We start from the raw sequence: 26,188 nt of genomic DNA on the forward strand, positions 1-26,188 counted from the left end.
GCGGCGGTGGATCAGGCCCAGTCGCGGGATCTGGTGGCAACACGGAGGTCCATGCGCTGCATACGTTCTGCCACCACGGTGACCGCACCTTCGGCGTTCTGGACCCGGCCACGGATCAGCAACGCCGGCGACGACTGTGCGAGTTTGCGGTATTTGGCCCACAAACCCACCGAGCAGACCACGTTGACCATGCCGGTTTCGTCTTCGAGGTTCACGAAGGTGACACCGGATGCAGTGGCCGGGCGTTGCCGGTGGGTCACCGCTCCCCCGACCAGTACCCGGGAACCGTCGGGCACCGACAACAGGTCAACCGCCGCGACCACCCCCAGCTCTTTCAGCTGAGGCCGGATGAACTCGGTCGGATAGCTACCCGGGCTGACGCCGGTGGCCCACACATCCGAGGCGGCCATCTCCACATCGCTCATACCCGGCAGCGCGGGTGATCCGTTGACCTCGTGCAGAGCCAGCCGATCCGACTTCTCCTGGGCAGCCGCCCCGGCATCCCACAGTGCCTGACGGCGACTGGTTCCAAAACACTCCAGCGCCCCTGCCGTGGCCAGCGACTCCAACTGCCTGGTGCTCACCTCACACCGACGGGACAGATCCGCAGCTCCCTTGAACGGTCCTCCGGCCTCCCGCTGGGCCACGATCTGCTCGGCCAGGTCGATGCCGATGTTGCGTACCGCCCCCAGACCGAGCCGGACATCGAGTCCGTTGTTCTCCAGATCCGCATAGGGCTGCGAAACATTGATATCCGGCTTGTGCACCGCGACCCCATGCCTGCGGGCATCGGCAACCAGTGACTGCGGCGAGTAGAAACCCATCGGCTGGGCTTTGAGCAGCGCAGCACAGAAGGCGGCCGGATGATGCAGCTTGAGCCACGACGAATAGAAGACCAGGGAGGCAAAACTCTGCGAATGACTCTCGGGGAAACCGAAATTGGCAAAGGCAGCCATCTTCTCGAAGATACGATCGGCCATCTCCCCGGTGATGCCGTGCAGGTCTTTCATGCCCTGATAGAACCGGCCGCGCAGACGGTCCATCTTCTCCGGTGACCGCTTGGATCCCATCGCCCGACGCAACTGGTCGGCCTCTGCGGCACTGAAGCCGGCGACATCGGTCGCCAGTTGCATGAGTTGCTCCTGGAACAGCGGAACCCCGAGCGTCCGTTCGAGTGCCGCCTCCATCGACGGATGCTCGCAGGTCGGCGCTTCCAGCTTGTTACGACGACGAATGTAGGGATGCACCGAGCCACCCTGGATCGGCCCCGGCCGGATCAACGCGACCTCCACCACCAGGTCGTAGAACTTGCGGGGTTTGAGCCGGGGCAGTGTTGCCATCTGCGCCCGCGACTCCACCTGGAACACACCGACGGTGTCGGCGCGACAGAGCATGTCGTACACCGCCTGTTCGGTGAGGTCGATCTTTGCCAGGTCGACGTGGATGTCTCTGTGCTCCGCCAGGAAGTCGATGGCGTAGTGGATGGCCGAGAGCATACCCAGACCCAGCAGATCGAACTTCACCAAACCGATTGCGGCGCAATCGTCTTTGTCCCACTGCAGCACACTGCGACCCGGCATCCGTGCCCATTCGGTGGGACACACATCGGCGATCGGCCGGTCACAGATGACCATGCCACCGGAATGGATACCGAGGTGCCGCGGCATGCCATTGATCTGCCCGGCCAGATCGAGCACGTCGTCGGGGATGTCGGTCTCGGTGGATTGCGCGGCGCCATACCGATGCACCTGTTTGCTCCAGGCATCCTGCTGACCCACCGAATATCCGAGGGCGCGGGCCATGTCGCGCACCGACGACTTACCGCGATAGGTGATCACGTTGGCGACCTGCGCCGCGTTCTGCCGGCCGTAGCGCCGGTAGACGTACTGGATGGCCTCTTCGCGCCGATCCGATTCGATGTCGACATCGATGTCCGGTGGGCCGTCCCGGGCCGGGGACAGGAACCGCTCGAACAGCAACCCGTTGCCCACCGCGTCCACGGCGGTGATCCCGAGCGCGTAACACACCGCGGAGTTGGCGGCACTTCCCCGCCCCTGGCACAGGATGTCATTGGCACGGCAGAACGAGACGATGTCGTGTACCACCAGGAAATAACCCGGAAATCCCAGTGAATCAATCACATTCAGCTCATGTTCGATCTGCTGATACGCCTTGGGATGACTCTTCGGGGTGCCATAACGCTCCACGGCCCCACGGGCCGTGAGCTCACGGAGCCACGAACTCTCGGTATGGCCCTGCGGCACGTCGAAAGGCGGCAATTGCGGTGCGATCAGGTGCAGCCCGAATGCCAGATCCTTGGCCAGCATGACGGCGTTGTCGATGGATTCGGGATGCGCCGCGAGCAACCGGGCCATCTCATCCCCGCTACGCAGATGCGCGCCGCCGAGTGGACCGAGCCAGCCGTCCATCTCATCGAGACTGCGCCGCGCCCGCACCGCGGCCATCGCCATCGCCAGACGCCGGCGATGTGGCGCCGAAAAGTGCGCACCCGTCGTCGCCACCGTCTGAACCCGATTGCGGTGGGCGATCTGCGCCAGCATCGCATTCCGCTCGTCGTCTTCGGCAACGCCTTGAGCGGTCAACTCCATCACCACGTTGCCGTGGCCGAACTTGTCCAGCAGATCACGCAGCGCCTTCTCGGCAGCCGACGGACCACCCGTGTCCAGCGCGCGACGCACATCGCCTTTGCGGCATCCGGTCAGGATCAGCCAATGTCCTTGCGCCGCCTGTGCCAACGTGTCGATGTCAAAACGCAACAGCCCCTTCTCCCCGGCTGCCATGTGGCCGTCGGCCAGCTGTCTCGACAATCGCCGGTACCCCTCCTGCCCTCGCGCCAGGACCAGCAGATGAGAACCGGCCGGGTCGGCGACCCCGGTTCGGGATGAGTCGTGTTCCAGCGACAATTCGGATCCGAAGATGGTGGGCAGTTCCCATTCCAGAGCAGCCTCGGCAAACCGCACCACCCCGTAGAAGCCGTTGTGATCGGTGATCGCCAGCGCCTCGAGCCCCAGCCGGTAGGCCTCTTCGGCCATCTCCTCGGGACTGCTGGCACCGTCGAGAAAGCTGTACGAGGAATGGGCATGCAATTCGGCGTATCGGGTGTCGGAGACACCTCTGCGAAGAGGCCCGGCCTCATACGGTTCGCGCTTGCGCGACCATGCCGGACTGTCACTGCCGTCACCGGCAAAGGTCTCACCGGACCGGCCACCGTTTGACGGTCGACCGGACAGTACGCGCTCCATCTCCGACCAGGTCGGAGGGCCATTGTGCCAGCCCATAGCGCATGGTATCGAACACAGTTTCGAATGACAAGCGACCCTGTTGCTCTCGACGGCATCCATGCCGCCACACCGACTCTGGCATTGTTGCCTCACATGACGGAACCCAATACCGGGCAACCAGGACGTGGCGGGCGGATCCTGGCTGCCACCTCGGCGCTCGACACCCCATTCCTGGCTGTCGACGAACAGGTTCTCGACGCGAACATCGCTCGCATGTCCGCCTTCGCCGCCACGTCCGGACTCCGGTTGCGTCCACACGCCAAAACACACAAGTCCCTCATCCTGGGACAACGCCAACTGGATGGCGGCGCAACGGGACTGACTGTCGCCACCATCGCGGAAGCGGAAGCCTTTGCCGGCGGCGGATTCTCAGATCTGTTCATCGCCTATCCCCTGTGGATGACCGAGAACAAGGCGGCGCGATTGCGTGCGGTGATGGCGCGGGCGCATGTCCTGCTCGCGATCGATTCGGTCGCCGGCGCCGAGCAACTCGCCTTCCATCTTCCCGGGGCCCCGGTTCTGGTCGAGGTCGATTCGGGGCACCACCGCACCGGGATCGCCCCGGAACTGGCGGGCGATCTGGGAGCCGCGGCCAAAACCGCCGGACTGGAGGTGCTCGGCGTCTTCACCTTTCCCGGGCACAGCTACCGCCCGGACGGCCCATCCGACGCCGCCGGACAGGAATCGCACGCCCTCGCCGTCGCCGCCGAATCCCTGCGCAGCCACCAGATCACCCCGGTGATCTGCAGCGGCGGCTCCACACCGTCGGCCGGCAACACCGACTCCACCGTCCTCACCGAGATCCGGCCGGGTGTCTATGTGTTCAACGACGCGGGGCAGGTCGAACTCGGGGTCGCTACCATGGCCGATGTGGCATTGACGGCAATCGGCACCGTGGTGCACAGCAACGGGGCAAAAGCCGTTGTCGACGTCGGGAGCAAGGTACTCGGCGCGGACCAGCCGGCCTGGATCAGCGGTGGTGGCCGGCTTCCCGACGAACCCGGGGCGCGCATCACCGCACTCTCCGAACATCACGCGACCATCGACTTCTCGAACGCATCGCGCCATCCGGTGGCCGGCGAACGGGTCCGGATCGCCCCCAATCATGTGTGCACGGCAGTCAATCTCGCCGATGACCTCGTTGTGGTCGGTGCCGATGACGTCCTCACGCACTGGCCCGTCACCGCCCGCGGAGCCAACACATGAAGAACCTCGGAGCCGCGGCCCTGGCCGTCCTGATGCTGGGCATGTCCGCGTGCGCATCGGACGAACCAGCAGACCTGACAGTGGAATTGGCCACCGCCTCTGACGTCGAGTTCGAGGAGATCGGCATCGATGAGGTCCGCGATGCGGCCACCGCACTGGTCGGGTACACCAGCGACCTGGGGATCGACATGATCCGCAGTGCGAAGCCCGCCGCCAATCAGGTGGTGTCCCCCTGGGGAGCGATGCTCACGCTGCAGATGCTGCGGGCCGGCGCCGGCGGCAACACTGCGGCCGAACTCGATTCCGTCCTGGGCGTCGCCGATACCGACGCCGTGGCAGCGCTGATCGGTCAACTCGATCAGGTCTCGGGTGATCCCGGTGGTGTGGACCTGAAGAACCCACCGTCGCCGCCGGTCTTTCACCAGGCATCAGGGATCTTCATCGACGACTCCCTCACGGTCGGTGACGACTACCTCGAGGTACTCGCACGCAGCTTCGGTACCGGCATCTACCCGGTCGACTTCTCGGTGCCCGAGACCGAATCAGCTCTCAACAAATGGATTTCGGTGAACACCGGCGGAGAGATCTCGCAGGCGCCGACCGAGTACAGCACCGACACCGTGATCAGTGTGCTCTCCACCGTCTTCCTCGCCGCTGCCTGGCAGCAGCCTTTTTCGCCCGAGTCCACCTCCCCCGCAGATTTCACCACCGGCGACGGCTCGGTGGCGGAGGTCGACACCATGCACAAGACCTTGGATGTACCGCTGCGGCGAGGCGCCGGCTGGACCGCGGTACAACTTCCGTACTCGCAGAGTCTGGCGATGCAGATCCTGCTGCCCGACAACGGATCTGACCCTGACGCCTTGCTGAACGGAACGGCACTGGCCGATGCGAACAGTGCGCTGCGGGCCGGTCCCGAGTCGTCAGTCGAGGTGAGTCTGCCCCGCTGGGACATCACCGGTCAGGTTGATCTCAAGTCCACCCTCGAAGGCCGTGGCGTCCACGACCTGTTCACCGATGCCGCCGATCTCACCGCGATCAGCGATCAGTTGGTGGTAACCGCTGTCGCGCAGAACAGTTCGATCACAGTCGGCGAGAAAGGCACGGTCGCCGCCTCGGCCACACAGGTCGACATCGGCGTGACTTCGCTCCCGCCCGAACCGGCCGATACCTTCATTGCCGACCGGCCGTTCGTGTTCCAGATCGTGGACACCGCAACCGGCCTGCCGTTGTTCCTGGGAATCGTGGCACGACCCGACAACGGCTAGCAGTCCCACCCGCTTCTGCGACTCGCCTGGTCTCGCCCTTTCGACTTTTGTGAATGTTAGGCTACCCAAACGCCCGGGGGCCTTTCCCGGAGTCGAGCATCGTGAACACGCGTGAAAGTCGAGGTCGCCGACATGGTTCAGACGTTGGCACCTCCGACCACCACAAAGCCGCACGAGGGGTTGATCCAGAACGGCAAGCGCGTTCTCGCACTCGTGGTCATGGCCGGGTTACTCGTCGTGGTGATGTTCCTGAGCGTGTTCATCGGTAGCGGCGACATTCCGGTTTCAGATGTGTGGCAGGCGATCCTGCACGGCAGGGACGGCAGCACCAATGCCGAGATCATTCTTTCGAATCGAATCCCCCGAACACTGCTCGGCGTCCTCGTGGGCGCCGCGCTCGGTGTCGCCGGAGCGCTCATCCAGGCGCTGACCAGAAATCCGCTGGCCGACCCCGGCATCCTCGGTGTCAACGCAGGCGCGTATTTCGTGATGGTCGTGGGTTTCGCGGTGTTCGGCGCCACGTCCATCTCGGGCAACGTCTTGTTCGCCATGCTCGGCGCCTTCGCGGCCTCGATCCTGGTCTACTTCGTCGGTTCCCGGGGACGCGGTGGTGCCAGCCCGGCCAAACTCGTTCTGACCGGTGTCGCGGTGAGTTGCGTATTCCAAGGCGTCGCCTTCGGCATCACCATGGTCGACCCCAAGGCCTTTGACAACATCCGCAACTGGCAGGTCGGCTCACTACAGAAGGATCAGACCGACTCGATTCTCGACACGATCTGGCCGTACATCCTGGTCGGACTGGTGATCGCGCTCCTGCTGACCGCCTACCTCAATGCCATCGCCCTCGGTGATGACCGGGCACGGGCCCTCGGAGTTCCGGTGACCTCGGTGCGGGGAGCAGGCTTCGTGTCCATGACGCTGTTGTGCGGCGCCGGTACCGCTGCGGTCGGTCCGATCACCTTTCTGGGACTGATGGTTCCCCACGCCGTTCGCACGGTGGTCGGTCCCGACCAGAAGTGGATCATCCCGGCCAGCATGCTCTTCGCGCCAGTACTCTTCCTCGGCGCGGACGTCATCGGCCGGGTCATCGCCCCGACCGAGGTACCGGTCGGGATGGTCGTGGCGTTCATCGGTGCACCGGTCCTGATCTACCTCGCCCGCCACAGCAAGTTCAACGAGCTATGAGCACCACGACAGCACGCCCAGAACCCGCGATCTGGCCGAAAAGGACCAAATTCCTGCGGCCGTTCTCCGGCAAGATCAGCATCAAGATCGATCTGCGAACCGTGGTGATCACCGCGATCCTCGCAGTCATCACCGTGTGCGTAGCCCTTTGGTCGCTGACCCTCGGATCCGCCGAAGGCTCGGACATACCCCTGGATCGAGTGTTCGGGGCACTCGCCGGAAACGAATCACCTTCCGTCACCCGAATCGTCGAGGGCCGGTTGCCGCGAGTACTGGTCGCCGTGTTCGGTGGCGCCGCACTGGCTCTGAGCGGTGCGATCTTCCAGACAGTGACCCGGAACCCCCTCGGTAGCCCCGACATCATCGGCTTCACAGCCGGGGCGAACACCGGGGCTCTGATGGCGATGCTGGTGTTCGGTCTGGGCTACAACGGGGCGACCTTCGGTTCGCTGATCGGCGGGTTGCTCACCGGCGTCGTCATATATCTGCTGGCATTCCGCGGTGGGGTGCAGGGATATCGGTTGATCGTCATCGGTATCGGCGTCAGCGCGATGCTCACGGCCTTCAACGGATACCTGCTGGTACGTGCCCGCGTCGAGAATGCCGCGGCTGCCGCGGCATGGGGTCAGGGCATCTTCGAACAGCTGCGGCTCAAAGACGTCATCCCCGTGGTGCTCGTTCTGGTGATTCTCATCCCCGCCCTGACTTACTTCACACCGAACATGCGGATGTTCGAACTCGGCCAGGATTCGGCCCAGAGCAAGGGAGTTCACACCGAACGCGTCCAGGTGTATCTGATGATCATCGGTGTGGGCCTGATAGCTGTGGTCACCGCGGTTGCCGGACCGATCGCCTTCATTGCGCTCATCGCGCCGCAGGTTGCCATGCGGATCACGCGCAGCCCCGGTATTCCGCTGGTGACCGGCGCCGCGGTGGGGGCCACCCTGCTGGTGATCAGTGATGCGATCGCCCGCACCCTGCTGGCTCCGGTCCAGCTCCCGGTCGGTGTGGTGACGACCGCACTCGGTGGTGTGTATCTGCTCGGTCTACTCATCGTCCAGTCCCGAAAGGCAGGCTCGTGACCGAATCACCGACCTATACCGGCCGCCTCACCGGCGAGTCACTCGACATCGGTTACGACAAGAACATCATCATCCCCGATCTCGACATCACCATTCCGGACGGATCGTTCACCGTGATCGTCGGCCCCAATGCGTGTGGAAAATCCACACTGTTGCGCGCACTGTCGCGGCTACTCAAACCCAGTGGTGGCACTGTGCTGCTCGACGGCAAGGACGTTCACGGGTTCAACGGCAAAGAGTTCGCCCGCGAGGTCGGACTGCTGCCCCAGCAATCGTTGGCTCCAGAAGGTATCAACGTCGTCGACCTCGTCTCACGAGGCCGCTTTCCGTACCAGAAGATGTTCAAGCAGTGGACGGATGCCGACGAGAACGCGGTTCGCCGGGCCCTCGCGGCCACCCGGTTGATGGATCTGTCCACCCGCCCGGTCGCCGCTCTGTCCGGTGGTCAGCGGCAACGGGTGTGGATTGCCATGGCGCTCGCCCAGGAAACACCCATTCTGCTGCTCGACGAGCCCACCACGTATCTCGATCTGGCGCACCAGCTCGAGATCCTCGAACTGTGCGCTCGACTGAACAAAGAGGGGTCCACCCTCGTGGCGGTCCTACATGACCTCAACCAGGCAGCGCGGTACGCGACCCACCTGATCGCCATGCGCAGCGGGGTGGTCGTCGCCGAAGGTCCGCCGGCCGAAGTTGTCACCGAGGAGATCGTCGAATCCGTCTTCGGGGTCCGGTCCCGGGTGATCAACGATCCCGAAACCCAGACCCCGATGGTCATCCCATTGGCGAACGGAGCCGTACTGACGGCTGAAGTGCAAGGCGACACGGCCAATTTGAGGGCCGAACTCGATGATCTGGGCTGACGCCGGGACCTACCGGCCTGATGGAAGGGCAAGCGAAATATGAGATCTGTGCGGCGTGTTCTAGGTGCGCTCACCGTTGCGGTGGCGCTGACCACGGCGATGGCTGCGTGTTCATCATCGGATGATTCGTCCTCATCCGACGGCGAGGTGGTCGGTTCGGTCGCGAGCGGTCCCGACACCGTTGTCCGGAAGTCGGGCGACGAACTCAAAGTTGTCGCTTTGGGCTGGTCGGACGGTGAGATCTCGTTGTCCCTGGGCGTCAAGCCGATTGCCATCTATGACTGGCAGGGTCTGGGAGAGTCGAACAAGGGCGTCGGGTCCTGGGCGACCGATCTGTTCGGCGACTACTCACCCACCGTCATCAAGAACACCGGCACCACCTACAACTACGAGCAGATCGAACTGCTCGAGCCCGACCTGATCCTCAATGTCCGTGCGGCATCGGACGAGAGGGTTTTCGATCGGCTGTCCGAGATCGCACCGGTTGCAACCGCGCCGCCGGGAACCCCTGACTTCGCCGTCGACTGGCGCACCCAGACCAAGATCATCGGCGAGGCGATCGGCAAAACGGCTGAAGCCGACCAGGCGGTGGCCGATACCTCGGCGAAGATCGAAGCGGCCGCGACTGCGAACCCCGATTTCAAGGACAAGACCTTTGTCTACGCGGCGAAGTTCGCTGACGCCTACGGCGCATATGTGGCCGGCGATGCCCGGTTCGACGTGTTCGCCGAGATGGGCTTTGTGGCCTATCCCCCGTTGCTGGCATTGCAGCCCAGCGGGTACTTTGCGGCCGTGTCGGCAGAGCAGGTGGCGGCGCTGAACGCGCAGGTGGCCATCTTCACCACGATCTCCAAACCGATGAGCGACCTGACCTCGGACAATCTGATCAATTCACTCAGTGTCGTCAAGGACGGCCGGGCCATCATGCTCGACGAGAAGAGTGAGGTCAACGTCGCGTTGGCTGCGGGAACCCCGCAATCCATCGCGATCGCCGTCGACCAGGTTGTGCCGATGCTCCAGCAATCAGTGGCAAAGATCCCCGCCTGACCCGGTTGTGGTGGGTTCTGGTGAGCGTGACCTGCGGAGATGCTCGCCAGAACCCACCACTTTCGGCTATTCATAGACCCCTTCCACCACCCACTTTCCTTGCTGGTAGAGCAGCAGCAGAGCTCGCGAATCCTCCAGCAGCACTTGAGCTCTCGCATACGAACCAACATTGCCACCACCGTCGGCGGCGGACCACCAGTGTTCGTCGACAGCCCACGGCCCGGCCCACCAACTCAGTGACCAGGTCCGCTTGCCCCAGCACAGACTGGTCGGCTCGGCGCTGAAACTGCCTCGGGCAGTGACCTCGACGGGTTGATCTTCGACGTCGAGTACCCGTACCGGGGCCATCGGCAGGATCGCCGGAGATGGACCGGGCAATCTGCCCGGCCAGGGTGCCGACGGATCCGACGCCGCCGCCAGCTCATCACCCAACGGCACCAGCGTGATCTGCTGAGCAGGCCCCCGACCACCACTGCGCACCGGAACCTTGACCCTCTCACCACCGAGCAGGCCCTGTACCCGGACCAGGGCCCGGCGCACCCGCTCGGCCACCTCACCGTCACCACCGGTCAGTCCACCACCGGTGAATCCCAATTGCATTGCACCCGAACCGATCACCTCCACCGGATCCAGACGGAGCAGCACCACCGGGCCATCCGGGCGCTCGGCGGCACTTCGGCCGGAGAGCCACCCCTCCACCTGCCAGCGGATCCGGTCGGCCGTGGCATCCGGCGTCAACGGCTGGGCACACCGCCAGGTACGTGAATACTCACGACCGCTTTCGGTGACCGCCTGCACGGTCAGCCTGGTACAGGCCACCGACGCCGCCGCCAACAGATCGTGGAGCTGAGCCGACAACCGACGTCCGACAAAGGCGGCCGCATCCACCCGGTCGATCGGCGGGTCGCACTGATGCTCCACCACCAGATTCGGCGGAGGCGCCTGCCCGGAGGCGGAACGCTGCGGCAGGGCCCGCGCCGTGCGGTGGGCGTAGATCGCATCGGCCGCAAACCGGGTTGCCACGTCGGTTGCCGACAACGCCGCAAAGTCACCAATGGTCCGTAAACCCATCCGCCACAACAGATCAACAAGGGCAACCCGATCATCGGCACACATACTCGGCTCCACCGCCAGCTCCGAGATACGCAGCGGCGCCAGGAACCCGGCACCCTGCCCGGGGGGTATCACCAGCCCACGGCGGGCGGCGATGATCGCGGTGAACAGTTCGTCGGCCACCCCGACCTGCGACTCGACACCGCAGGCAGACACCACATCCGTCAGCTTCTCGGCCGCGATTTCCTCACTCCCGAAATACCGGGCCACTCCACGGGCCGGCAGCACCAGCAACCCCGGCCGCAGCACCTCGACCACGGGGATCATCTCGGCGACAGCCGCCACCACCGGTTCGAACAAGCGCGCATCGCGGCCGATGTCCGCATCTGCGAGCACCAACTGCGGACATCGTGCCTGCGCATCGCGCTTCCGCATCTCCCGGCGCACCCCGGCGCCGCGCGCCGCTGCCGAGCACGCGACGATCCGCCCCGACTGCAGCACCGCCACCGGCCGGTCCGGTGAGATGTCGACCTCCGCCGCCGCGGCCACCGCCGGCCAATCGGGGCACCAGACACCGAACACCCGTCCACTCATCTACAGCGCCACCTTGAGCATCTCGGATTCTGAAACATTTTGTCCACCAACACTATTCCGATGGTTTTCGGAGATATCCGAGACCGGTGCGATGTCGGCCGGAGAATCAACCAGCTGAACCCGGTTGTCGCGATGAACCACATCCAGCCGGGTGGTGGCCCCGGCAAACCCCCGGCCCCGCGAACGCACCATCAGAGACACCCCGCCGAGCCGCCCGTGCCCGCGGCGGCGCGGGGACTGCCCTAACCCCGACGGTTGATGCCGGTAATCGCACACCCGGGACTGCACCTTCACATGCGCACCCGACCACTCTCCGTCGGTGACCACCAGGACCGCACCCTTGCTACGGGCGCGGGCCATCACCACCCGACTGCGGGAAGGCGGCACACTGAGCCCACCGAGCCCGACCACCACCAGATCAAGCCCGTCGAGCAAGACGGCCGCGATCTCCACCGGATCCGGCCCCGGATCGGGGATCACCGCGATCCTGGACAGATCCGCACCCATCTCCACCGCCGCCAACAGCCCCAACTGCGGCTGCCCGATCACGGCCACATGACCTCCGTCGGCGCTCACCTGGGCAATCAACGACAACAACAGCGATCGCGCTCCTTCCAGCGCCAACACCGTGCCCCGAGCCAGCCCCGAAGGCGGCAACACCCGCTCGAACGCCGGCGGCACCGGCAGCCGATCCCGCTCGGAGTACTTTTCATCAACGTTCCGAACAGCGGACATCTGACGCTGCGGCACAATGGATTCCGGGCGTGCCCGAGTGGTGGCAGCAGCAAGGGTCTGCCGCAACATCTCCAGCTTCTGCGCCCTACTCGGTACCGCTTCCGGCACCGTCTCGATAGCTTGCATCACACCTCCACATCACTCTCCGCCGAGGCGAAGAAGTGGCACAGGGAAGGTGGGCCACAATCAGAACTCGAATAAAAACTCGAACATGTTTTCGATGACCTGAGCGTAGGTCAGCCCTCCGACAAGCGTCAAACACTCACGGCGCGTCGGCCCCGAAATGCCGGGGCGGGCGGCACACCACCAACACGCGCCCCAGCGTCCACTAAGGTCAAACCCGTGAGCGCCCCTTCGTACCGCGTTCCCGGCCCCGACTACCTCGTCGCCGGGCGATACCGCCTGCGTTCGAAGATCGGTGGCGGCGGCATGGGCGCGGTCTGGCTGGCGCACGACACCCTCCTCGACCGCGAGGTGGCCGTCAAGCAGGTGCTCTCCGTCGCCGGGATGACCGAGGATTCGGCGGCCGAGATGCGGCAGCGCGCGATGCGAGAAGGCCGGATCGCCGCCCGGCTCAGCCACCGCAACGCCATCGCCATGCACGACGTCGCACTCGACTCCGGCGAACCCTGGCTTGTCATGGAATACCTGCCCTCGCGCAGCGTGGCCGAGATCTTGCACCAGTCCGGCACCCTGCCCGTCGATCAGGTGGCACAGATCGGTGCGCAGATCGCCGATGCCATGGTCGAAGCGCACACCGCGGGCATCCTGCACCGCGACATCAAGCCCGGCAACATCCTGATCGCCGAGGGGCGCAACGCCGGACTGGTCAAACTCACCGACTTCGGGATCTCCCGATCCAAAGACGACGCCGCGCTGACACAAACCGGGGTGATCACCGGGACCCCGGCATACTTCGCCCCCGAAGTGGCCCGCGGAGAGGATCCCACCGAGGCATCCGATGTCTATTCCCTGGGATCCACCCTCTACACCGCGGTCGAAGGTCAGCCGCCCTTCGGCGTCGACGAGAACTCACTTGTCGTGCTGCACAGGGTCGCCCGCGGTGAGATCATCCCGCCCAAACGGTCCGGACCCCTCGAAGGTGCGATCCTGGCGATGCTCGAACCCAGCCCGGCCCGGCGCCCGACCATGGCCCAGGTCCGCGACCGTCTCGCCCAGGTGGCGGCCGGTGACAACAGCAACACCGCGTTGATCCTGACCACACCAATCGATCGCAGGTCCGTCGGGACCCCGCATCGCACCACCACCCGGCGGATACCGACCGCCACCGAGTCCGGCCTCCCCGCTGTCACCGGTGTGCCCGGCCCCACTCCGCAGACGGGCACCCCGTCGTGGCAGGTCACCGGAGTCTCCGGACCGTCCTACCCGGCGTCCTGGGCTGCTCAGCAACCCCGGAATCAATCCCCACAGCGTCATCTCGGCCTGGCCGCCGCGGTGTTCCTGGTATTTGTGCTGCTGGCCGCCATCGCGATCACCATCATCGCCCTGATCCGCTGATCCTCAGCCATATCCACGTGGCGCAACTGGTGGCGGCGGGCGGCGCTGCTTGTTTGTCGATAATCAGTGAATGTGCCGGTTCACGGCCCAGCGCGTGAGCGCATTGCGGTTCGACTGCTGGGTCTTGCGCAACACATTCGAGGCATGCGTTTCCACGGTCTTGATCGAGATGACCAGATCCTCGGCGATCTCGCGATAGGTGAACCCGCGCGCCAGCAACCGCAGGACCTCCATTTCACGCGGGGTCAGCGAATCGAGCTCCGGATCGAGATGCGGCTCGGGCACCGGCGAGCGGCCGGTGAACGAATCGAGCACAAACCCGGCAAGACGTGGGCTGAACACCGCATCACCGTCGGCCACCCGTCGCACCGACTCGGCCAGCTCGGCGCCGTCGATCGTCTTGGTGACGTAGCCGCGGGCACCCGCCCGGATGGTGGCGATCACGTCCTCGGCGGCGTCAGAAACGCTGAGCGCCAAGAACACCGGCGGATTGCTCGGCGCGGCATCGGCGATCCCCCGGAGTACCGCGATCCCGCCACCGGCCGGCAAATGGACGTCGAGTAACACCACATCCGGCGACGACTGCATGATCCCGGCGATCGCATCCGCCACAGATCCCGCCTCACCGACAACCTGAACATCGGCCTCGGACGCGAGTTCGGCACGGACACCGGAGCGGAAGACCCCGTGATCGTCCACCAAGAACACGCGGTACGGTCCGCTTCTTCCGGTCATCGTTCCCGCTCTCCGTCCACCTGCGTCTCGTCGCCGATGTCCACCGGAGGCTCGACACCGTTGTCGAGCGCCGGCTCGCCGCCGTGCCCACCGCGCGGCATGGCCATCCGAACGTCGACGCCTTTGCCCGGCACCGACTTGATGTCAACGCTACCGCCGTGCCGGATCACCCGGCCCTTGATCGAACCCGACACACCGCGACGATCTTCGGGTACCTCGTCGGGATCGAAACCGACTCCGCGGTCACGGACATACACCACGATCTGCCCGCCATCGACCTCGGCGTACACATCGACCGAGCGTTCGCCAGAGTGCTTGGCCGCGTTCACCACAGCCTCCCGGGTGGCCGCGATCAGTGCGGCCCAGCGCCGGGTGTCGGTGGTCCATTCCGGATCGTCGGCGGTGACATCGCCGACGGTCACCACCTCGACCTCCACCCCGTAGTGGTCCTCCACCTCGGCCGCAACGGATTTGATGGCGGCGGTCAGCGAATCACTGTGTCGGTCAACCTCTCCGAACAGGTAGCTGCGAAGTTCTCGCTCCTGACTGCGGGCCAGCCGCTGCACCTCGTCGGCATGTCCGGAACGCTTCTGGATCAGCGCCAGCGTCTGCAACACCGAATCATGCAGGTGCGCTGCGATTTCCTCGCGCTCGATGTTCCGGATCCGGGCGGCCCGTTCCATTCCGAGCATGCGGGCCATCCGCAACCACAGCGGAATCGTCAGCAGCATCACGCCGGTGAACGTGGCCGCGACCGCCAGCATGACGGTGCTCAAGCCGCCGATCTTGTTGTTGCTCGCCAGCACGACCACCACCAGTCCGATCACCACCAGCGTTGCGCCACCGGTGATCCGCGTCCAGGTGAGCGCGCGGGCCGATGCCGATCGTGGCCGCCAGCTCGAGTCGAGTTCCCGCCACACCAGCGACGCTCCGATGGCAACCACCACCAGCGGGATGAGGAACTGCGCCGGGGTGCCAGAGGCGACAAATCCGACCAGGACCACCGCGACCAGACCGACGATGGCGAGTCCGATCCCTTGCCTACGTTCGGACTTGCTGGGCGGCACGGTGTCGGTACCAGGTGGGCACATGAACCAGAGCAGGCCGTACGCGCATATCCCGGCCCCGGCCAATGCACTGAGCACCACGAACACAACACGCACCCGAAAGGCGTCGACGCCGAGATGATCGGCCACACCGCCGGCGACCCCGCCGATGACGCGACCTCCATCACGTCGGTGGACACGAGCGGCAGTGGACATCACCCGATAGTGGCACGCCCGGGCCGGTCGGCACATCGGGGACATTCCCCAGATCCGAAGACAGGGTGCAAATCAGGGTGAATCCCGATGGTGCACGGGCCCACCGCTCCGCAGAATTGAGACAACAGAATTGAATCGACAGCACAGCACCGATGTATCGAGGCGGAGTCATGACAACCAGCAGCACCGGTACAGGTACCGACGACTTGCAGAAGCAAGTGCAGAAGATGTGGCAGACCCGGCCGGCCCGGGCGACCACCGGGTCGACGGTCGGTGGTGTGTGCGCCGGCATCGGTGCCCGATACAAGGTGGATCCGAACCTGGTCAAGGTGGCGTTCATCGTCGCGGCGCTGTTCGGTGGATCCGGCCTGGTGCTCTACATAGCCGCATGGATCGTATTGCCCGAAGGTTCGACGACCTCGCAGCCGGGCGCCCAGCATCATCACCGCCGGTGGCATGGCTTCCGGCATTCGACATCGCATCCACCGACGGTCGCGGCCATTGTCGTGCTGGTGATCCTCGTCCTGGTGCTGCAGCCCAACATGGCCTGGAGCGGGGGTGGCCTGGCCGGTACGGCACTGATGTTGCTCGGCTGGTGGCTGCTGTATCAACGGACTCCGATACCTGAACCAGGAACCAGCGCAGACACTCTCGGGCAGCAGTCCGGCAGTGCGCAGGCCGTCGGTCCGCAGGCCGCTACCACCGGTTCGTGGTGGGCCAATGACTCCGGTAGCCCGGGTCAGGCGACCGACCAGTTCCAGCGGTGGACCCCGCGGTCGTGGCTCAAAGACGAAACACCGGCCGGAGCGGACGGCCCCGCCGCGGGGGCGGGCGCCGATGCGGCCGCATCCGATCCCCTCTCGCCACCGTCGCCGCCCTCGTGGGACCCGTTGGGAGTTGCGCCTTTTGCCTGGGATCTCCCCGAACCCGCACCTCCGGAGGAGAAGAAACCCTCGTCACGTTTCACTCCGATCGTGCTCGGCCTCGCGATCATCGCGACGGCCGTGACCGCTGGTCTTTCCAGTTTCGTGGACTGGCTCAGTCCGGCCGAGATCGCCTCGGTGGGATTACTGGTGCTGGCCGTTGGACTGTTGATCGGCGCGTTCACCCGGCGCGGTCTGGGACTGATCCCGATTGCCATACCGGTTGCCGGATTCGTCGTTGTCGCATCGTTGATCAGCGGTATCGGCTTCCCCTCGGGTGGAGTCGGTGACCGCAACTGGAAGCCGCTGACGGCTGCGGACCTGAAGGACAGCTACTCCCTTGCGATGGGCAACGGCACCCTCGACCTGACAAATATCGACCTCACCGAAAACGCAACGGTCACTGCGGAAGTCGGTGTCGGCGAGTTCAAGGTGATCGCTCCGGCCGGCATGAACATCCGGGCCGATTGCGACGTCGCGGTCGGAGAGGTCAACTGCCCCGATGGCCTCGACGGCGGTAACGACGGAACCAAAGGTCCCGTCGTGGTCGTCGACCTGAGTGCATCACTGGGAAATGTGGAGGTCACCCGTGAATAAGTTCTCTCCGACCCTGGCACTGAGCGGCATCGGCGCACTTCTGGTCGCGGTGTGGGGTCTCCTCGGAGGCCCGGACATCACCAATTCGGCCACGGCGCTGTGGAGCGCGCTGGTCGTGGCCGTCCTGGTCGGACTCGTCCTGATCTTCAGCGGAGGACGACACGACACGAACGGTCGAGCACACAACCAGGACCAGGAAACCGCAGAGCCCGCCGAGCCCGCAGAGTAGGCTCAGCCGCCGGCGATCATTCCCACTCGATGGTGCCCGGCGGCTTGCTCGTCACGTCGAGAACCACCCGGTTGACCTCGGGCACCTCGTTGGTGATGCGCGTAGAGATGAGTTCGAGGACCTCATACGGGATACGTGTCCAGTCGGCGGTCATCGCGTCTTCGCTCGACACCGGGCGCAGCACGATCGGATGACCGTAGGTACGGCCGTCGCCCTGGACACCCACACTCCGGACGTCGGCGAGCAACACGACCGGGCATTGCCAGATCTGGTTGTCGAGTCCGGCCGCGGTCAGTTCCTCGCGAGCGATGAGATCGGCCTTGCGCAGCAGCTCGAGCCGCTCCGCGTTGACCGAACCGACGATGCGAATGGCCAGTCCCGGACCCGGGAAGGGTTGGCGCGCAACGATTTCCTCGGGCAGACCGAGCTCACGACCAACCGCCCGGACCTCGTCCTTGAACAGCAGACGTAGCGGTTCGACGAGACTGAACTCGAGATCTTCCGGAAGTCCACCGACGTTGTGGTGGCTCTTGATGTTTGCCGTACCGCTACCGCCACCGGATTCGACGACATCCGGGTAGAGGGTGCCCTGCACCAGGAACTCGACCTTGTCGCCGTCGGCGGCCCGATCACCGAGGACATCGCTGATCGCACCCTCGAACGACCGGATGAACTCGCGGCCGATGATCTTGCGCTTGGTCTCGGGATCGCTGACATCGGCGAGTTCACGCAGGAAGGTCTCTTCGGCGTCGACGGTGACCAGGCGGGCGCCGGTCGCGGCGACGAAATCGTGCTGGACCTGTTCGCGCTCACCGGCGCGCAGCAGACCATGGTCGACGAACACACAGGTCAGGCGATCACCGACAGCCCGTTGGACCAATGCCGCGGCCACTGCCGAGTCGACGCCACCGGACAGTCCACAAATGGCCAGACCGTCGCCGATCTGCTTGCGGACCTGCTCGACGAGAGCATCGGCGATGTTCGACGCGGTCCAGGTGGGTGCGAGCCCGGCGACCTCATACAGGAACCGGGTGAGCACGTGCTGGCCGTGCGGAGTGTGCATGACCTCGGGGTGGTATTGGACGCCGGCCATCTGGCGCTCCACACATTCGAAGGCCGCAACCGGGGCACCGGGTGTCGACGCGGTGACCACGAATCCGGGCGGCGGTTCCTGCACGGCGTCGTTGTGACTCATCCAGACCGGCTGCTGGTCCGGGGTTCCCCCGTGCAGCACACCGCCGGTCGTGGTCATCGTCGTGCGGCCGAACTCTCGGCCACCGGTGTTGGCAACCACACCCCCGAGCGCGTTCGCCATCGCCTGATACCCGTAGCAGATCCCCAGCACCGGAATCCCGAGGTCGAACAGACCGGCATCGATCCCCGGCGCATCCTCGGCATACACCGATGCCGGACCGCCGGAAAGTATCAGCGCAACAGGATCTTTCGCCTTGATCTCATCGAGTGTCGCGGTATGGGCGACGACCTCCGAATAGATCCGGGCCTCGCGGACCCGTCGAGCGATCAGCTGCGCGTACTGGGCGCCGAAATCGACCACCAGTACCGGTCGCGGAGCTGCCGCCTGTACACCTGTGTCTACGCTGTTTGCCACCGCACCAGTCTAAACGCGTCCGGGCAATGCCCCGACCACTGGGAGACCATCCTAGGCACCGGCCTGCAGTGGCTTGTTCACCACGGTCAAGGGAAGCCGCAGGGCACCGGGCGCGCCGTCGGGAACCACGGGAGCATTGGGCCGCGTCGGCGCAATCCGGATATAGGGCTGCCCCTGTTCGGGCCGGTTGTCCGCTTCGCCCTTGTTGGGCCACAACGCAACAGCGCGCTCTGCCTGTGCGCAGATCGACAACGACGGGTTCACACCCAGGTTCGCCGAGATCGCCGCACCGTCGGTGATGTGCAGGGTCGGGTAGTTCCACACGCGGTGGTAGGGATCGACCACACCGGTCTCGGGGCTGTCCGAGATGACACATCCACCCAGATAGTGGGCGGTGAGCGGCATGTTGAACACATCGCCCCAGGTTCCGCCGGCAAGGCCGTCGAATTGCGCCGCCGCCCGCTCCGTCGCCTCGTTGCCGGCCGGGATCCACGTCGGGTTCGGTTCGCCGTGGCCCTGCTTGCTGTTCACGAAGCGCCACGGGCCGAACTTCTGCACGAAGGTCGTCAGCGAGTTGTTCCGGTTCTGCATCACCAGGAGAATCACCGTCCGCTGACTCCAGTGCCGCAGCCGGAACAGCTGGATCAGACTTCCCAGCCCTTCCTCACGCACCTTGTCGACGAGTTTGAGCCGACGGGAACGCCCCGGTTCGCCGTCGGTCAACAAGGTCTGCAGCAACGCAATCGCGTTGGAGCCCTTGCCATAACGCACCGGCTCGATGTGGGTATCAGGTGCCGGATGGAACGACGAGGTGATCGCGATGCCTTCGGAGAAATCCTGTGCCGGATCATATTTGCGCCGCATCGCACCGAGTATCGACTCGGAGTTTGTTCGGGTCAGCAGCCCCAGCGCATCAGACACGTCGGGCAGCGCACCGCTGTTCTTGTTCAGGTGCATGATCTTCTGCGTGTTGAACGTGCCCGCGGCGACGATGACCTGGCTCGCGGTCAGAGTCCGGCGGCGTGCACCCACCCGGCCCCAGGCGGCCGACCTATTGGTCTGGACCGTCCAGCCACCATCGGCACGCTGCTCGAGGCCGGTCACCGTGGTGCGGTCGATGATCTTCGCCCCGCGGGATTCGGCCAGACCCAGATAGTTTTTGAGCAGCGTGTTCTTCGCACCCACCCGGCAACCGGTCATGCACGCGCCGCACTCGATGCACACGGTGCGGTCGGGACCGACGCCCCCGAAATAAGGATCTGCCACGTCTTCACCGGGAAGTCCTGTGCCACCGGACTTTTCACCGAAGAAGACGCCAACGGGTGTGGGACCGAACGTATCCCCCACACCCATGTCGTCGGCGACCTTGCGCATCACCCGATCAGCGTGGGTCTCGATCGGCGTGGTCACCACACCGAGCATGCGGCGGGCCTGGTCGTAGTAGGGCGAGAGTTCACTCTCCCAGTCGGTGATGTGCGCCCATTGCGGATCCTGGAAGAACGGCGTCGGCGGCTTGTAGAGGGTGTTGGCGTAGTTCAGTGAACCGCCGCCCACCCCGGCACCGGCCAGGATCATCACGTCTTTGAGCAGGTGGATCCGCTGGATCCCGAACATCCCCAGCTTGGGAGCCCATAGCCACTTGTGGAGCCGCCAGCTCGTCTTGGCGAACTGGTCGTCGGAGAAACGACGTCCGGCCTCGACGACACCGACCTTGTAGCCCTTCTCGACCAGCCGCAAGGCACTGACGCTCCCGCCGAACCCCGATCCGATGATCAGCACATCGAAATCGTGGTCCGAGCGGGTCTCAGGCTGCGTGGGCTGCGAGTAACCGTTACCGCGTGATACAGACACCTTGACATCGTACCTTGTCACATAGGCGTCCGGCGGGGACTCGGAATCAGGCCGACAACGGAACTCAGTCGCAGGCCGAGAGCCCGACCTTCTGGAACTCCTTGAGATTCGAGTAGCCGGCCTTGGCCATGGAACGACGGAGTGCGCCAACGATATTCAGATGTCCGAACGGGTCGTCGGTGGGTCCGTGCAGAACGGTCTCGAGGGACGGACGGCCCTCATCCGAGGACACCGGCAAGAGCGCACCCCGCGGCATCGACGGATGCGCCGCGGCGGCCGGCCAGTAGTAGCCGCGACCGGGCGCCTCGGCAGACGCTGCCAGCGGACTGCCCAGCACTGCGGCATCCGCGCCACAGGCGATCGCCTTGGCCAGCTCACCGGAGGTGTGGATGTCACCGTCGGCGATGACGTGGACGTACCGCCCACCGGTCTCGTCGAGGTATTCGCGCCGGGCGGCAGCGGCATCCGCGATCGCGGTGGCCATCGGCACCCCGATACCCAGCACCTCACCGGTGGTGGTCGATCCCATCGTCGATCCGTATCCGACGATGACCGCAGCAGCGCCGGTACGCATCAGATGCAGGGCGGTGCGGTGATCGTGGACACCGCCGGCGATCACCGGCACGTCGAGCTCGGCGATGAAGGTCTTGAGGTTGAGCGGTGCCGAATCCTCTTGAGAGACATGCTCGGCGGAAATGATCGTGCCGTGGATCACCAGCAGCTCGACGCCCGCGGCCACCAGTACCGGGGTCAGCTCGGCCGCGTTCTGCGGACTGACGCGCACCGCGGTGGTCACACCGGCGTCGCGGATCGTCTTGACTGCCAGACCCAGCAGATCGCGATCGATCGGGGCGGCATGGAGTTCTTGCAATTTGCGCACGGCGGCGGACGGATCGATGTCGTTCTCGGCGATCTCGACCACCTGGGCGATCTTGTCTTCGACATCGCGATGACGCGCCCACAGGCCTTCACCGTTGAGGACGCCGAGTCCGCCGAGGCGGCCGAGCTCGATGGCCGACTGCGGCGACATCAGCGCATCGGTCGGATGGCTCAGAATCGGCGTGTCGAAACGGTATGCGTCGAGCTGCCACGTGGTCGACACCTCTTTCGACGAACGCGTCCGGCGGGACGGAACGATGTTGATGTCGCTGAGTTCGAATGTCCGCCGGGCAGTCCTGCCCATGCCGATATCCACAAGATCGCGCACGTGTGGTGCCTTTCGCGTTGCCGCTGCGCATCACACAAGTCGCGATGCAGCCAGCTGATTTGGCGTCTCCCCTGACGGCCGGTTCACACCGACCAGGTGTTCACCGGGAAGTGTAGTTGGGTGCCTCGACGGTCATGGTGATGTCGTGCGGATGGCTTTCTTTGAGTCCGGCCGCCGTGATCTGGACGAACTGCGCTTTCTGCAGTTCGGAGATCGAACTCGAGCCGGTGTACCCCATCGCTGCCCGGAGTCCGCCACCGAGCTGGTGAATGACCTGCGACAACGGTCCGCGGAACGGAACCCGGCCCTCGATGCCCTCGGGAACCAGCTTCTCTTCCGACAACACGTCGTCCTGGAAGTAGCGGTCCTTCGAGTACGACTTCGCCTGACCGCGTCCCTGCATCGCGCCGAGTGAACCCATCCCGCGGTAGCTCTTGAACTGTTTGCCGCCCACGAGGATCAACTCGCCGGGAGACTCCGCGGTCCCGGCCAGCAGCGAACCGAGCATTGCGGTGGATGCGCCCGCGGCCAACGCCTTGGCGATGTCACCCGAGAACTGCAGACCGCCGTCGGCGATCACCGGGACTCCGGCGGGCGCACAGACCGCGACTGCTTCCATGACTGCGGTGATCTGCGGTGCCCCGACCCCGGCGACAACGCGAGTGGTGCAGATCGAGCCGGGTCCGACACCGACCTTGACCGCGTCCGCACCTGCATCGACGAGGGCAGCGGCCGCTGCCCGGGTGGCCACGTTTCCGCCGACCACCTGAACCTTGGCTCCGACCTCGGCCTTGAGCTTGCTGACCATCTCCAGGACCAGGCGATTGTGCGCGTGGGCGGTGTCGACGATGATCACGTCGACACCGGCGTCCGCCAAGGCCATCGCGCGAGTCCACTGATCACCACCGGTACCCACCGCCGCACCGACGAGCAGTCGGCCGTCGGCATCTTTGGTGGCAAGGGGATGCTGCTCGGTCTTGACGAAGTCTTTGACGGTGATGAGGCCGGTCAGCCGTCCGTGTCCGTCGACGATGGGCAGCTTCTCGATCTTGTGCCGGCGCAGCAGTCCCAGCGCAGCCTCGGCCGACACACCCTCTTGCGCGGTGATCAGCGGAGCCTTGGTCATGACCTCGGCGACCGGGCGGTCCTGATCCACCTCGAAACGCATGTCGCGATTGGTGATGATGCCGACGAGTTCACCGGCGTCGTCGGTGACCGGCAAACCGGAGATCCGGTACCGCGCGCACATCGCGTCGACTTCGGCGAGTGTGGCGGTCGGACAACAGGTGACCGGGTTGGTCACCATGCCGGCCTCGGAACGCTTCACGGTCTCGACCTGCCCCGCCTGGGCCTCGATCGACAGATTCCGGTGGAGCACGCCCATGCCGCCCGCGCGTGCCATGGCGATCGCCATCCGCGACTCGGTCACGGTGTCCATTGCCGAACTGACCAGCGGTACCCGCAGGGTGATCTCCCTCGTCAGCTTCGAGGAGGTGTCCACGTCGCTCGGAATGACATCAGAGGCGGCTGGAAGCAGCAGTACGTCGTCGAAGGTGAGGCCGAGCATGGCCACCTTGTTCGGATCGTCACCGCCGGTCCAAACATGGGCTGGGCCGGCTATCTGATTGTTCATTCCGGGCACGCTCATTCCGGTCAGGCCATCTCGCGGGAGGGCACAGTCGTTTGAATGGCACTATCCTATCTGCTCGAAACCACAACCCTTGACACGGCGGTGGAGCTGCGCATCACACCTCGACATCGACTTCGCACTGTCATCCGGGTAACGGAAACTTTTCACCTACTGGCGCGCGGAGTGGCGCTCGTGGGGTGCGGCTGACTACCGTGGTCAGGGTGCGAGACCATTTGCCACCGGGACTGCCTCCGGACCCCTTTGCCGACGATCCCCGAGGGGACCCTTCGGCAGCTCTCGATGCAGCCCCTCCCGGAGAGCCTTTGGACGCGGCCGAACGGATGGCGATCGAAGAAGATCTCGCCGACCTCGCCGTTTACGAGGCACTCCTCCATCGCCGCGGTGTCCGCGGTCTCGTGGTCATCTGCGACGACTGCCAGCTCGACCACTACCACGACTGGGACATGCTCCGCGCGAATCTGCTGCAGCTGCTGGTCGAGGGAACTGTTCGCCCTCATGAGCCGGCGGTCGACCCGTCGCCCGAGGCATACGTCACGTGGGATTACTGCCGCGGATACGCCGACGCGATGATGCACATCCGCGAAGACGACTGAATCCACAACACATGCGTGCATTGAAAAACGGTGGTGATCGATCCGATCACCACCGTTCTTTGTCTCACCACCGGTCTATCGGTGTCAGCCCGGGGGAACCACCGGAACGCTGCTGCTGGGCGTCTCACTGGTCGACGAGTCAGATACCGGCGGCTCACTGACGCTCGTCGAAGGCGGTTCCGATGACGACGGCACAGGTTCGACGACGACTGTCTCGGAGGGTGTGATCGTCACCGTTTGCGGCGGAATCGTCACCGTTTTCGGAGGCGTGCTCGTCCCGACGATCGGCGGCACCTTGACCGGAATGGAACTGGTCGATGGCGGGGACGACTGCACTGTGGACGGGTCCTCCAGCAGTCCGCGCAACTTGTTGATCTTGCGCTGCAAGGGCGCTCGGTCACCGACGGATTGCACATCACCGAGCAGCGATTCGGCGGCGTCCAGGTGCTTCAACGCAGCTTCCTTGTCGCCGGCCACGAATGCCTGTGCGGCAAGCTCGATCTTGGTCTGGACGTCCGCCATCGCCATGGTGGACGACGCGTCCGCGCCGAACATCACCTCTTTGACGCCCCACAGCGCGTCACCGGGCGCCGCGTTATGGGCGACAACACTCACGCCACCGAAGACGAGAGCGACCGCGGCCGCGACGCCACCGGCATAGCGGGCGAGACGAAGTGAACGTCGCTGGTTATCGCGGCGCCGCGCGGCGTCGGCGATACCGGCCTCGATCTCATCGAGTGTCGGATGCGGACCGACCGGCTCGGACAGCACGTCATTGCGCCAGTTCGAGAGGAGCCCGGCGAGTTCGTAGTCGACCCGGCTCCGGGTCGGAACGATCGGCCTCGAGAGCAGTGCCTCGATGTACTCGTCATCGGCGCGAACAGCACCGAGATCGACCGGGGTCAGGTCTTCGTCGACCGAGTCTTTGTCCACCGCGGCATCATCCGGCGAGGGCATGGCTCCGAATCCCTTGTCGACACCGCCGACCCTGCGATCACGCTTTCTGGACACTACCCTCACCGCCTTTCAAGAGCTCTTTCTTCAATTTCGCGAGTGCCCGGTGCTGGGCCACCCGCACCGCGCCCGCGGTACTGCCGATGGCAGCGGCTGTCTCTTCCGCAGACAGTCCCACCACCACTCGCAGTATCAGGACTTCTCGTTGCTTCTCCGGAAGTTTGGTGAGCAGTGCGTTCATCCGCCGGCCCGCGTCGGAGTCGATGGCCCTTTGTTCAGGGCCTCCACCCGTGGCCAACTGCTCAGGCAACTCCTCGACCGGTTCTGACTTGTTCCGGCCTGCTGCCCGGTGAGCATCCGCGACCTTGTGCGCGGCGATACCGTACACAAACGCCATGAACGGCCTGCCCTGGTCCTGATACCGGGGCAGTGCGGTCATGACGGCCATGCAGACCTCCTGGGCGACGTCGTCAGCGGAGAGCGAATGCCGCTCACCACCTCCCACCCGGGCTCTGCAGTAGCGCACAACCATCGGGCGGACACTCTCTAAAACATCGGAGAGAGCTGACCGATCGCCCTGCGTTGCCGCAGCGACCGCCCGGTCCAACTCGTCACCTGTAAAAATCATCGCTCGTTGATGTCTCCGCGTTACTTTTCGCCGAATGTCCTGGGTCCACGCGGGGACCATCCCCCAGCGAGTCACCCCGGGGGTTCGCCCCCGGTC

The 26,188-nt window shown here is 65.0% G+C and carries 21 protein-coding genes; 10 read left to right on the forward strand and 11 right to left on the reverse strand.

Features of this window, described 5'->3' with window-relative positions; all coding sequences use genetic code 11:
* Positions 1-11: 11 nt before the first annotated feature.
* Positions 12-3,299, reverse strand: a complete 3,288-nt coding sequence (locus tag H290_RS0120580) for an error-prone DNA polymerase (protein ID WP_020108724.1) — start codon at positions 3,297-3,299, stop codon at positions 12-14.
* 27 nt (positions 3,300-3,326) lie between these two features.
* Here H290_RS0120580 and H290_RS0120585 point away from each other — a divergent pair, with 27 nt between their 5' ends.
* From H290_RS0120585 to H290_RS0120610, 6 genes are all read left to right on the forward strand, one after another.
* Positions 3,327-4,508 carry an alanine racemase gene (locus H290_RS0120585; protein WP_020108725.1) on the forward strand — a complete coding sequence of 394 codons (1,182 nt, stop codon included), beginning with the start codon at positions 3,327-3,329 and terminating at the stop codon, positions 4,506-4,508.
* Positions 4,505-5,776 (forward strand): serpin family protein, encoded by a 1,272-nt coding sequence (locus H290_RS0120590; protein WP_020108726.1) that lies wholly within the window; start codon positions 4,505-4,507, stop codon positions 5,774-5,776. Before H290_RS0120585 ends, H290_RS0120590 begins: the two co-directional genes overlap by 4 nt.
* Positions 5,777-5,887: 111 nt before the next feature.
* Positions 5,888-6,961 (forward strand): iron chelate uptake ABC transporter family permease subunit, encoded by a 1,074-nt coding sequence (locus tag H290_RS0120595; protein ID WP_020108727.1) that lies wholly within the window; start codon positions 5,888-5,890, stop codon positions 6,959-6,961.
* Positions 6,958-8,043, forward strand: a complete 1,086-nt coding sequence (locus H290_RS0120600; RefSeq protein ID WP_020108728.1) for an iron chelate uptake ABC transporter family permease subunit — start codon at positions 6,958-6,960, stop codon at positions 8,041-8,043. Before H290_RS0120595 ends, H290_RS0120600 begins: the two co-directional genes overlap by 4 nt.
* Entirely contained in the window at positions 8,040-8,906 is an 867-nt protein-coding gene (locus tag H290_RS0120605) for an ABC transporter ATP-binding protein (RefSeq protein ID WP_020108729.1), read from the forward strand. Before H290_RS0120600 ends, H290_RS0120605 begins: the two co-directional genes overlap by 4 nt.
* A 39-nt stretch (positions 8,907-8,945) precedes the next feature.
* Entirely contained in the window at positions 8,946-9,953 is a 1,008-nt protein-coding gene (locus H290_RS0120610) for an ABC transporter substrate-binding protein (RefSeq protein ID WP_051122147.1), read from the forward strand.
* Between the two features lie 66 nt (positions 9,954-10,019).
* On the opposite strand, the gene H290_RS0120615 is transcribed toward H290_RS0120610, so the two are convergent.
* Together H290_RS0120615 and H290_RS0120620 are read right to left on the reverse strand one after the other, a co-directional pair.
* Positions 10,020-11,600 carry a DNA polymerase Y family protein gene (locus H290_RS0120615; RefSeq protein ID WP_020108731.1) on the reverse strand — a complete coding sequence of 527 codons (1,581 nt, stop codon included), beginning with the start codon at positions 11,598-11,600 and terminating at the stop codon, positions 10,020-10,022.
* Entirely contained in the window at positions 11,601-12,461 is an 861-nt protein-coding gene (locus tag H290_RS0120620) for a hypothetical protein (protein WP_020108732.1), read from the reverse strand.
* Positions 12,462-12,677: 216 nt separating this feature from the next.
* On the opposite strand from H290_RS0120620, the gene H290_RS0120625 reads away from it, so the two are divergent.
* Positions 12,678-13,853 carry a serine/threonine-protein kinase gene (locus tag H290_RS0120625; protein WP_020108733.1) on the forward strand — a complete coding sequence of 392 codons (1,176 nt, stop codon included), beginning with the start codon at positions 12,678-12,680 and terminating at the stop codon, positions 13,851-13,853.
* Between the two features lie 63 nt (positions 13,854-13,916).
* Here H290_RS0120625 and H290_RS0120630 read toward each other — a convergent pair whose 3' ends face one another.
* On the reverse strand, positions 13,917-14,588 hold the full coding sequence (locus H290_RS0120630; RefSeq protein WP_020108734.1) for a response regulator transcription factor: 672 nt from the start codon (positions 14,586-14,588) through the stop codon (positions 13,917-13,919).
* Positions 14,585-15,850, reverse strand: coding sequence for an ATP-binding protein (locus H290_RS0120635; protein ID WP_020108735.1), 1,266 nt, complete (start codon positions 15,848-15,850; stop codon positions 14,585-14,587). Before H290_RS0120635 ends, H290_RS0120630 begins: the two co-directional genes overlap by 4 nt.
* Positions 15,851-16,020: 170 nt before the next feature.
* On the opposite strand from H290_RS0120635, the gene H290_RS0120640 reads away from it, so the two are divergent.
* Both H290_RS0120640 and H290_RS29370 read left to right on the forward strand, forming a co-directional pair.
* The gene (locus H290_RS0120640) at positions 16,021-17,370 is read left to right on the forward strand and encodes a PspC domain-containing protein (RefSeq protein WP_020108736.1); all 1,350 of its coding nucleotides are present in this window, start codon (positions 16,021-16,023) and stop codon (positions 17,368-17,370) included.
* Positions 17,363-17,599 carry a hypothetical protein gene (locus H290_RS29370; RefSeq protein ID WP_020108737.1) on the forward strand — a complete coding sequence of 79 codons (237 nt, stop codon included), beginning with the start codon at positions 17,363-17,365 and terminating at the stop codon, positions 17,597-17,599. The genes H290_RS0120640 and H290_RS29370 overlap by 8 nt, the downstream gene beginning before the upstream one ends.
* Positions 17,600-17,615: 16 nt before the next feature.
* On the opposite strand, the gene guaA is transcribed toward H290_RS29370, so the two are convergent.
* The 4 genes from guaA to guaB form a co-directional block, all read right to left on the reverse strand.
* Positions 17,616-19,208, reverse strand: coding sequence for a glutamine-hydrolyzing GMP synthase (gene guaA / locus H290_RS0120650; protein WP_051122148.1), 1,593 nt, complete (start codon positions 19,206-19,208; stop codon positions 17,616-17,618).
* A gap of 51 nt (positions 19,209-19,259) precedes the next feature.
* Positions 19,260-20,987: a GMC family oxidoreductase gene (locus tag H290_RS0120655; RefSeq protein WP_020108739.1), complete on the reverse strand. Its 1,728-nt coding sequence runs from the start codon at positions 20,985-20,987 to the stop codon at positions 19,260-19,262.
* Positions 20,988-21,123: 136 nt separating this feature from the next.
* Positions 21,124-22,266: a GuaB3 family IMP dehydrogenase-related protein gene (locus H290_RS0120660; protein WP_028463464.1), complete on the reverse strand. Its 1,143-nt coding sequence runs from the start codon at positions 22,264-22,266 to the stop codon at positions 21,124-21,126.
* 100 nt (positions 22,267-22,366) lie between these two features.
* A complete protein-coding gene (gene guaB, locus H290_RS0120665; protein WP_020108741.1) occupies positions 22,367-23,899 on the reverse strand; it encodes an IMP dehydrogenase in 1,533 nt (510 codons plus the stop codon).
* Positions 23,900-24,117: 218 nt separating this feature from the next.
* Between guaB and H290_RS0120670 the strand changes: the two genes are divergently transcribed.
* Entirely contained in the window at positions 24,118-24,510 is a 393-nt protein-coding gene (locus H290_RS0120670; protein WP_028463465.1) for a DUF5319 domain-containing protein, read from the forward strand.
* Positions 24,511-24,594: 84 nt separating this feature from the next.
* Here the strand turns inward: H290_RS0120670 and H290_RS0120675 are convergent, their stop codons facing one another.
* Both H290_RS0120675 and H290_RS0120680 read right to left on the reverse strand, forming a co-directional pair.
* Entirely contained in the window at positions 24,595-25,521 is a 927-nt protein-coding gene (locus H290_RS0120675; protein ID WP_020108743.1) for an anti-sigma-D factor RsdA, read from the reverse strand.
* A complete protein-coding gene (locus H290_RS0120680) occupies positions 25,505-26,092 on the reverse strand; it encodes a sigma-70 family RNA polymerase sigma factor (RefSeq protein ID WP_020108744.1) in 588 nt (195 codons plus the stop codon). Before H290_RS0120680 ends, H290_RS0120675 begins: the two co-directional genes overlap by 17 nt.
* Positions 26,093-26,188 lie beyond the last annotated feature (96 nt).

The organism is Nocardia sp. 348MFTsu5.1, from assembly GCF_000383535.1.
Taxonomy (GTDB): Bacteria; Actinomycetota; Actinomycetes; order Mycobacteriales; family Mycobacteriaceae; genus Williamsia; species Williamsia faeni.

What these genes read in the sequence shown, in the direction of transcription:
- H290_RS0120635 (WP_020108735.1), bottom strand. Translation starts at nt 15,850, where the DNA reads ATGTCCACTGCCGCTCGTGTCCACCGACGTGATGGAGGTCGCGTCATC.
- H290_RS0120590 (WP_020108726.1), top strand. Translation starts at nt 4,505, where the DNA reads ATGAAGAACCTCGGAGCCGCGGCCCTGGCCGTCCTGATGCTGGGCATG.
- H290_RS0120640 (WP_020108736.1), top strand. Translation starts at nt 16,021, where the DNA reads ATGACAACCAGCAGCACCGGTACAGGTACCGACGACTTGCAGAAGCAA.
- guaB (WP_020108741.1), bottom strand. Translation starts at nt 23,899, where the DNA reads ATGAACAATCAGATAGCCGGCCCAGCCCATGTTTGGACCGGCGGTGAC.
- H290_RS0120600 (WP_020108728.1), top strand. Translation starts at nt 6,958, where the DNA reads ATGAGCACCACGACAGCACGCCCAGAACCCGCGATCTGGCCGAAAAGG.
- H290_RS0120610 (WP_051122147.1), top strand. Translation starts at nt 8,946, where the DNA reads ATGAGATCTGTGCGGCGTGTTCTAGGTGCGCTCACCGTTGCGGTGGCG.
- H290_RS0120585 (WP_020108725.1), top strand. Translation starts at nt 3,327, where the DNA reads ATGACAAGCGACCCTGTTGCTCTCGACGGCATCCATGCCGCCACACCG.
- H290_RS0120630 (WP_020108734.1), bottom strand. Translation starts at nt 14,588, where the DNA reads ATGACCGGAAGAAGCGGACCGTACCGCGTGTTCTTGGTGGACGATCAC.
- H290_RS0120615 (WP_020108731.1), bottom strand. Translation starts at nt 11,600, where the DNA reads ATGAGTGGACGGGTGTTCGGTGTCTGGTGCCCCGATTGGCCGGCGGTG.
- H290_RS0120580 (WP_020108724.1), bottom strand. Translation starts at nt 3,299, where the DNA reads ATGGGCTGGCACAATGGCCCTCCGACCTGGTCGGAGATGGAGCGCGTA.
- H290_RS0120680 (WP_020108744.1), bottom strand. Translation starts at nt 26,092, where the DNA reads ATGATTTTTACAGGTGACGAGTTGGACCGGGCGGTCGCTGCGGCAACG.
- H290_RS0120620 (WP_020108732.1), bottom strand. Translation starts at nt 12,461, where the DNA reads ATGCAAGCTATCGAGACGGTGCCGGAAGCGGTACCGAGTAGGGCGCAG.